Below are 7,673 nucleotides of genomic sequence, written 5' to 3' on the forward strand. Positions count from 1 at the left end.
AGAAATTAACCCGCGAGACGCTGGTATTCTTTGGCAATTTCACTCGCCAGAATGGCGTTGTTGAACACCAGCTGGATATTGGATTTCAGGCTGTCACCGCTGGTCAGCTCAGCAACGCGCGCCAGCAGGAACGGTGTACTTTCTTTACCAATAACGCCCTGCTCTTCGGCTTCGGCGACGGCTTGATCTATGGCTGCATTGATAGATTCCTCCGGCATCGCAAACTGTTCCGGGATCGGGTTCGCTACCACGAGGCCACCGTTCAGCCCGCTTTGCCATTTCACCGCCATTGCACGGGCAATTTCACTGGCGCTGTCGAGACGAATGCTGACGTCAAACGAGCTGGTACGGCAGAAAAACGCAGGCAGCGCTTTAGTCTGATAGCCAATTAACGGCACACCGAAGGTTTCTAAATACTCAGTGGTTAATCCTAAATCGAGAATAGATTTCGCCCCGGCACAAACAACGGTGACATTAGTATTTGCCAGTTCTTGCAAATCGGCAGAAATATCGAAGGTATGTTCCGCCCCGCGATGCACACCACCAATTCCCCCGGTGGCAAATACTTTAATTCCGGCAAGCGCCGCAATAATCATCGTTGAAGCCACAGTGGTTGCGCCATTTTTTCCGGCGGCAACAACAAAAGGTAAATCGCGACGACTAACTTTGGTCACGTTATGCCCTTCACGACCCAGTAATTCAATTTTTTCTTTGCTTAAACCCACTTTCATCACGCCGCCAATAATGGCGATAGTGGCAGGTACTGCGCCCTGTTTACGAATAGTTTCTTCTACTTCAATTGCGGTCTGGGCATTTTGTGGGAACGGCATCCCGTGAGAAATAATGGTCGATTCCAGCGCCACAACCGGTTTTTTGTTTTTTAAAGCGTCCTGCACTTCCGGAGAAATTTGTAATAATTCAGGGGAAATTTTTAATTCAGACATTCTGCGTTCTCCACTAACGATATAACGTTGGCAATCGATAAATCGGGGTTATTGGTGTATTCACAGGAGAGCGCCATTGACGAACATCCCTGTGCGAAACGAACAGATTCGGCAAACGGCATTCCGTCTACCCAACACGAAGCAAGTCCCGCCATCATGGCATCGCCCGCTCCGGTAACATTAATAACATTGGTTTTGATCGGCGCAGACCAGCCATTTTCACCGCTGATATCGCTGTAATAAACGCCGTCGCCGCCCATGCTCAATACCAGTCGGTTCAGGCCATGTTGATGGAACCAGGCAGCAACTTTTGCCACATCGTCACGCCCTGACAGCGCAATCCCACTCAGGGTTTCCGCTTCAAGGCGGTTTGGCTTCAGAGTGTGGTTCTGATTTAGACGGTCGCGCACTTTGACACATTTCCACGCTGAAACCGGATCGACAAATACGGGTACGTTGGCGGCATTATCCAGAATCCATGCCAGTGCCTCTTCACTGATATTACAGTCCGCGACAATGACCTTTGCCCTCTGAATAAATTCACGGTGCTGTGCGAGATATTCAGCTGTAATAGCGTTGCTAATATTCATGTCATTTATAGCAACCAGCATTTCACCGGTATTATCGAGTAATGATAAATAACTCGACGTATTTTCTCCCGGCACAATCAGGCATTTATCGACATAAACACCAGATTGATTGGTTTGCGTTAGCAGCGATTGACCATAAAAATCACTGCCTACGGCGCTCAGTAGCCAGGCTTTGTTACCCAGCAACGCCAGGTTTTGTGCAATATTGCGCCCTACTCCACCAGGCGTAAATTTTATTTTACCTGGATTTGAATCCGCATAATTTAATGATTCATGTGAATATCCGGCGACATCAATATTCGCCGAACCTATAATTACGACATAATCCTTTTCGCGCATAGCACGTCCTCTGGTAAAAAATTACCAACCCTGTCAATCCACAAGAATATAGATACTGCAAAGACGGTTTAAACATGTGTTCATATTTAAACATGTGCTCATAGTATGCATGTTTTACGTAAAGTAAATTACCGCCAGAGAGGCAAAATGGGCAGATTTGAGCAGGCTCACAAAATGCGATTAAATGCCTGAATTACAAAAGCGAGGAATTTGTGACGGGATGCACAGAACAGGAACACTAAAAAAGGGCAGAAAATAATCTGCCCTTGAGGAAATAACCTTAGTGTTTGATGAACGTTTGAAGTTTCTACTGAAAGATAAAACCATTTAAATTCATAAAATTACATTCACAAGCTGGTCATTCTCTTTGCGCTCATCAAATGTTACAGGGCAGGAAATTTCTGCCCTGTAACACACCTTTTATTACGCTGCTTTCGCTACTGCGTCCACTTCCGGACGTTTCAGGAAGGCATAGGCCAAACCCGCCACCAGCGTACCGGCAATAATTGCTACCAGGTAACCCAATACCGGCGTAATAGCGCCAGGGATCAGCAGAACAAACAGACCACCGTGCGGTGCCATCAGTTTCGCACCAATCGCCATTGAGATTGCGCCAGTCAGCGCCCCACCCACGATACAGCACGGCAGCACACGCATCGGATCACGAGCAGCAAACGGAATTGCACCTTCCGAAATGAAGCACAGTCCCAATACCAGAGCGGCTTTGCCACCTTCCTGCTGCGCTTTGTCGAATTTGCGACGCGCCACCATTGTTGCCAGGCCCATTGCCAGCGGTGGCACCATACCTGCCGCCATAATCGCCGCCATCGGGCCATAGGTTTGAGTACTCAGCAGACCCACACCGAATGCGTACGCTGCTTTGTTTACCGGACCGCCCATGTCAGTACACATCATGCCACCGAGGATCGCCCCCAGCAGAACCGCATTCGCAGTCCCCATGGTCTGCAGCCAGTGAGTCAGCCCTTCGAGAATGCCAGCAACTGGTTTACCGATCAGGTAGATCATCGCCAGACCGACCACCAGACTGGAAATTAGCGGAATGATCAGGATCGGTTTCAGCGCCTCCATACTCTGCGGCAGTTTCAGTTGCGTACTGATTAACTTCGCAATGTAACCAGCCAGGAAGCCCGCAATAATACCGCCAATGAAGCCAGAACCGGTGCTGACCGCCAGCATACCGCCAATCAGACCCGGCGTGAGGCCCGGACGATCGGCAATGGAGAAGGCAATATAACCTGCCAGTACCGGCACCATCAGCGCAAAGGCTGAACCACCACCAATCTGCATCAGCGCCGCTGCCAACGTACCCGGCTCTTTAAACGCTTCGATACCAAAAGCAAAAGAAAGCGCGATACACAGACCACCAGCAACGACCATCGGCAGCATGTAAGAGACGCCCGTTAGCAAGTGACGATAAGCGCCTGCACTCTCTTTCTTACCTTCAGTGGTCGCCGTTTGAGCTTTGCCCGCCGGTTCATACGGCGTTGCTTCAGCAACCGCTTTATCCAGTTCCTGCGAGGTTTTCTTCAGCGCCAGACCGGTAGAGGTACGATACATCGGTTTACCAGCAAATTTCGCCAGATCCACTTCGATATCTGCCGCCACAATCACCAGATCCGCTGCGGCTACTTCCTCGGGAGTGATTGCATTACCCGCGCCAACAGAACCACGGGTTTCAACTTTCACCCACCAGCCACGTTTTTTCGCTTCGGTTTCAATGGCTTCAGCCGCCATAAAGGTGTGTGCTACGCCAGTCGGGCAAGCAGTCACCGCAACTACGCGTTTCGGACCGCTGGCGGCAACCGGTGCTGTCGCAGTGACCGGCGCAGTGTAAGGTTTCGCATGGCCTTTGGCTTCACTCAGGAACAGCTCAGGGTGCGCAACTGCCCGGGAAATATCACCCAGCCAGACATTTTTACCGTTCAGCGCGCTGTCATTCGGGATGGAATCACCGAGAACAATCGCCATTTCTGCGTCGTTCGGATTGTCGATGATTTCCAGTTTTGCTTTTCGCGCCGCCGCGCCCAGCAGGGTCTTCGCCATATAGGCGCGTGCCTGACCGAGATTAGCGTCAATAATCAGCAGCGTTTTCATTATGCCTCTCCTGCTGTCAGTTAAAAGGTTGTAAGTCGACGCGCGCCATCATTGCGGCCAACTGCGGACGATCGGTAATACCCACATTGCTTTGACTTACCGCCAGGGCTGCAACAGCTGTCGCCAGACGCAGTGTGTGTTCACTGGATTCACGCATCAGCAAGCCATAAATCAGGCCACCAACCATAGAATCCCCTGCGCCAACGGTGCTTACGACATCGACTGACGGTGGTTTAGCGATCCATTCGCCGGAGGCATTAACCCAAAGCGCGCCTTCGGCACCCAGTGAAATAACAACATGCGCAATACCTTGTTCACGTAGCGCATGTGCAGCTTCAATCACATCTTTCATTTCAGGCAGTTTACGGCCTGCCCAGATTTCCAACTCGCGGCGGTTAGGTTTCACCAGCCACGGTGCCGCTTTCAAACCTGCTACTAACGCTTCACGGCTACTATCAAAGATAATGCAAGGACACTGACTACGCAGGCGAGTCATCCAGTCGGTGAACGCTTCCGGGCTGACGCCTGACGGTAAGCTTCCGCTGACACAGACCATATCGAACTGACCGAGCCAGCTCAGAGAATCAGTCACAAAGCGTTCCCAGTCGGCGGGGGTGACTTCGAAACCCGAGAAGTTGAAGTCGGTCACTTCGCCGTCTTTTTCCGTCAGCTTAACGTTAATTCGGGTGCGCCCCTGTACAACCTGGAAACGGTTGGCAATGCCCAGCTCGCTGAACAGTTGCTGAAAACCATCCTGATTGTCTTTACCCAGGAAGCCGCCAACGGTGACATCAATTCCCAGGTCTTTTAATACTTTGGCCACGTTGATGCCTTTACCCGCCGCATGCAGACCGGTGGTTTTCACCAGGTTCACTTCGCCGCGTTCAATTTCCGGGCAGAAACCAACAAGGTCATAAGCCGGATTAAGGGTGATCGTAGCAACACGTCTGCTCATTATGCGCCCTCCCCAAGACCAGCAGCGATAGCGTCGCCAATGGCTTTCAGCGCCTGTTCAGCATCTGCACCCTGGGCGGTAAAGCGTAGGCGATGACCTTTCTTAACGCCAAGTGCCACAACTTTCATCAGACTACGTCCGTTTGCCGGTTTGCCGGTGCCATCAAGGTTTGTCACGGTAATATCACTGTTAAATTGTTTAATGGTATTGACCAGCATGGTACCTGGACGAGCATGCAGGCCGTGTTCATTGCGCACCACAAACTCCGCGCTTAACACGTCGTCGGTCGGCGCATCATCGCTGGTCAGCAGCGCCAGCAACGTTGCCGCATCCGCTTTCAGCAAGCGGTCAGCTTTATTGTCGAGCAACAAATCAGCGAGACGCTTAAGAACCGCGATGGGCTGATCGTCATTCATCGCCACACTCACCAGCATGGCTGCCGTTTCGCCGTCCACATCAAAAGCATTTGCCGCACGGCTTACCGCAATCGCACTACGCAGATTGCCTTCGGCGCTATCGCTCAGCCAGATACCCTGTCCGAGATTCAGCGGTTGTTCATTGATGGCTTTGGTGACGAAAGTGGCGTCAACTGCCCTCGCCTCTTTCAGACGCGCAGCGTTCAGCGCCTGAAGAGTCAGCAGATCGCTGGCGACGATATCCAGCGTCAGCATTTCGTTGTCGAGCTTCAGCTGCTCACTCTGCTTTTCGCCCATCAGTAATGCGCGAAGTTCTTCTGCTGTTGTTGCTGACTTCAGTTGTTCAGCAACGGAATCATCGCTCAGTACGTGGGTCAGCTGGCGTAGCAGGCCCAGATGTTTATCCGAGCTGGCAGCAATACCGATTGCCACGTACGCTACCTGACCGTCACCCCAGGTGACGCCTTCCGGGAACTGAAATACCTGAACGCCGGTTTTCAGCACCTGATCGCGGGTGTCGGTAGTGCCGTGTGGAATAGCAATACCATTGCCGAGGAACGTTGAGGTTTGCTGTTCGCGCGCCAGCATGCCATTGACGTAGCCTTCTGCTACATTACCGGCCTGCACCAGCGCCGCAGCGACCTGGCGAATCGCCTCTTCTTTGTCTCCGGCCTTTTCGCCCGGATGGATGTCCTGTACGGATAACTGGAACATAGTTCTCCTCTCTTGCTGAATTGAAACGATTCAGCCTCTATGAGAAAAAAAGCGCCAACCTAGCTTAGGGTTAAAGACAAGATCGCGCTGAAACGTTTCAAGAAAGCATAATACTTCTGTTTCAGCACGCAAGGAAAGCCGTAAAGTTATGAGCAAAAGTTTGATGTGCTGCACAATTTTTTGTCATTTTTCCTAATTGCTGATGGGAAAATCCGTTATCAGCAATTTCATTTCAGCAGCGTCAGCAGCCAATCAGCAACAGTGAAATGGCATTTTGATTATTCGTGGCGCTTTTGATTTCGCTGTCTGTTTATTTTCTGACAAGCAGCGTAAACTCCGCGTCTTCCTCTTCCAGTGATCGACCAGCATGCATAACTCCCCCGCAGTCTCCAGCGCGAAATCGTTTGACCTGACCTCGACGGCGTTTTTAATCGTTGCCTTTCTCACCGGTATTGCGGGTGCTCTGCAAACCCCGACACTCAGTATTTTCCTTACCGATGAAGTACATGCCCGTCCGGCGATGGTGGGATTCTTCTTTACCGGCAGCGCTGTCATTGGGATTCTGGTAAGTCAGTTTCTCGCTGGGCGCTCTGATAAGCGCGGCGATCGCAAATCGCTGATTGTCTTTTGCTGCCTGTTAGGCGTGCTGGCCTGCACCCTTTTTGCTTGGAATCGCAACTACTTTGTTTTGCTATTCGTTGGCGTCTTTCTTAGCAGCTTTGGCTCGACCGCTAACCCGCAAATGTTTGCCCTTGCCCGTGAACATGCCGACAAAACCGGACGTGAGGCGGTGATGTTCAGCTCTTTTTTACGCGCTCAGGTTTCACTGGCATGGGTCATTGGCCCACCGCTGGCTTATGCGTTAGCGATGGGTTTCAGCTTTACGGTAATGTATCTGAGCGCAGCGGTAGCGTTTATTGTTTGCGGCGTGATGGTGTGGCTGTTTTTACCGTCGATGCAAAAAGAGCTTCCGCTGGCGACCGGCACGGTTGAAGCGCCGCGCCGTAACCGTCGCGATACGCTACTGCTGTTTGTCATTTGTACATTGATGTGGGGCTCGAACAGCCTGTACATCATCAACATGCCGCTATTTATTATCAACGAACTGCATCTTCCCGAGAAACTGGCCGGTGTGATGATGGGGACCGCCGCCGGGCTGGAAATCCCGACGATGTTGATTGCCGGATATTTCGCCAAACGTCTGGGTAAGCGTTTCTTAATGCGCGTTGCTGCCGTGGGTGGCGTCTGTTTTTACGCAGGAATGCTGATGGCGCATTCACCTGCCATTCTGTTGGGCTTGCAGCTGCTAAATGCTATTTTTATTGGCATTCTGGGCGGCATCGGGATGCTCTATTTTCAGGATTTGATGCCCGGTCAGGCAGGTTCAGCCACCACGCTCTATACCAACACGTCGCGCGTGGGCTGGATCATCGCAGGATCAGTGGCGGGCATCGTCGCCGAGATCTGGAATTATCACGCTGTGTTCTGGTTTGCGATGGTGATGATTATCGCCACTCTGTTTTGGGTAATGACTCCAACTTACTGATAGTGTTTTATGTTCAGATAATGCCCGATGACCTTGTCATGCAGCTCCACCGAT

At 51.5% G+C, this 7,673-nt stretch carries 7 protein-coding genes; 1 reads left to right on the top strand and 6 read right to left on the bottom strand.

Annotated elements, in window-relative coordinates; translation table 11 throughout:
- Positions 1-5 precede the first annotated feature (5 nt).
- The 5 genes from psuG to fruB form a co-directional block, all read right to left on the bottom strand.
- On the bottom strand, positions 6-944 hold the full coding sequence (gene psuG / locus ABZJ92_RS06895) for a pseudouridine-5'-phosphate glycosidase (RefSeq protein WP_001292480.1): 939 nt from the start codon (positions 942-944) through the stop codon (positions 6-8).
- Complete coding sequence (locus ABZJ92_RS06900; RefSeq protein ID WP_001208143.1) at positions 932-1,873, bottom strand: pseudouridine kinase; 942 nt, start codon at positions 1,871-1,873, stop codon at positions 932-934. The genes psuG and ABZJ92_RS06900 overlap by 13 nt, the downstream gene beginning before the upstream one ends.
- 423 nt (positions 1,874-2,296) lie before the next feature.
- Entirely contained in the window at positions 2,297-3,988 is a 1,692-nt protein-coding gene (gene fruA, locus ABZJ92_RS06905) for a PTS fructose transporter subunit IIBC (RefSeq protein WP_000854472.1), read from the bottom strand.
- 16 nt (positions 3,989-4,004) lie between these two features.
- The gene (gene fruK / locus ABZJ92_RS06910; RefSeq protein WP_000091263.1) at positions 4,005-4,943 is read right to left on the bottom strand and encodes a 1-phosphofructokinase; all 939 of its coding nucleotides are present in this window, start codon (positions 4,941-4,943) and stop codon (positions 4,005-4,007) included.
- Positions 4,943-6,073 (bottom strand): fused PTS fructose transporter subunit IIA/HPr protein, encoded by a 1,131-nt coding sequence (fruB, locus tag ABZJ92_RS06915; RefSeq protein ID WP_000487263.1) that lies wholly within the window; start codon positions 6,071-6,073, stop codon positions 4,943-4,945. The genes fruK and fruB overlap by 1 nt, the downstream gene beginning before the upstream one ends.
- A 367-nt stretch (positions 6,074-6,440) precedes the next feature.
- Between fruB and setB the strand changes: the two genes are divergently transcribed.
- Positions 6,441-7,619: a sugar efflux transporter SetB gene (gene setB / locus ABZJ92_RS06920; RefSeq protein ID WP_000551975.1), complete on the top strand. Its 1,179-nt coding sequence runs from the start codon at positions 6,441-6,443 to the stop codon at positions 7,617-7,619.
- Here setB and ABZJ92_RS06925 read toward each other — a convergent pair.
- Positions 7,613-7,669: an IS1 family transposase gene (locus ABZJ92_RS06925; protein ID WP_003032489.1), complete on the bottom strand. Its 57-nt coding sequence runs from the start codon at positions 7,667-7,669 to the stop codon at positions 7,613-7,615. The genes setB and ABZJ92_RS06925 overlap by 7 nt on opposite strands.
- Positions 7,670-7,673: the final 4 nt, after the last annotated feature.

The sequence above is a fragment of the Shigella sp. FJ200513 genome (assembly GCF_040495915.1).
Lineage (GTDB): Bacteria > Pseudomonadota > Gammaproteobacteria > Enterobacterales > Enterobacteriaceae > ECMA0423.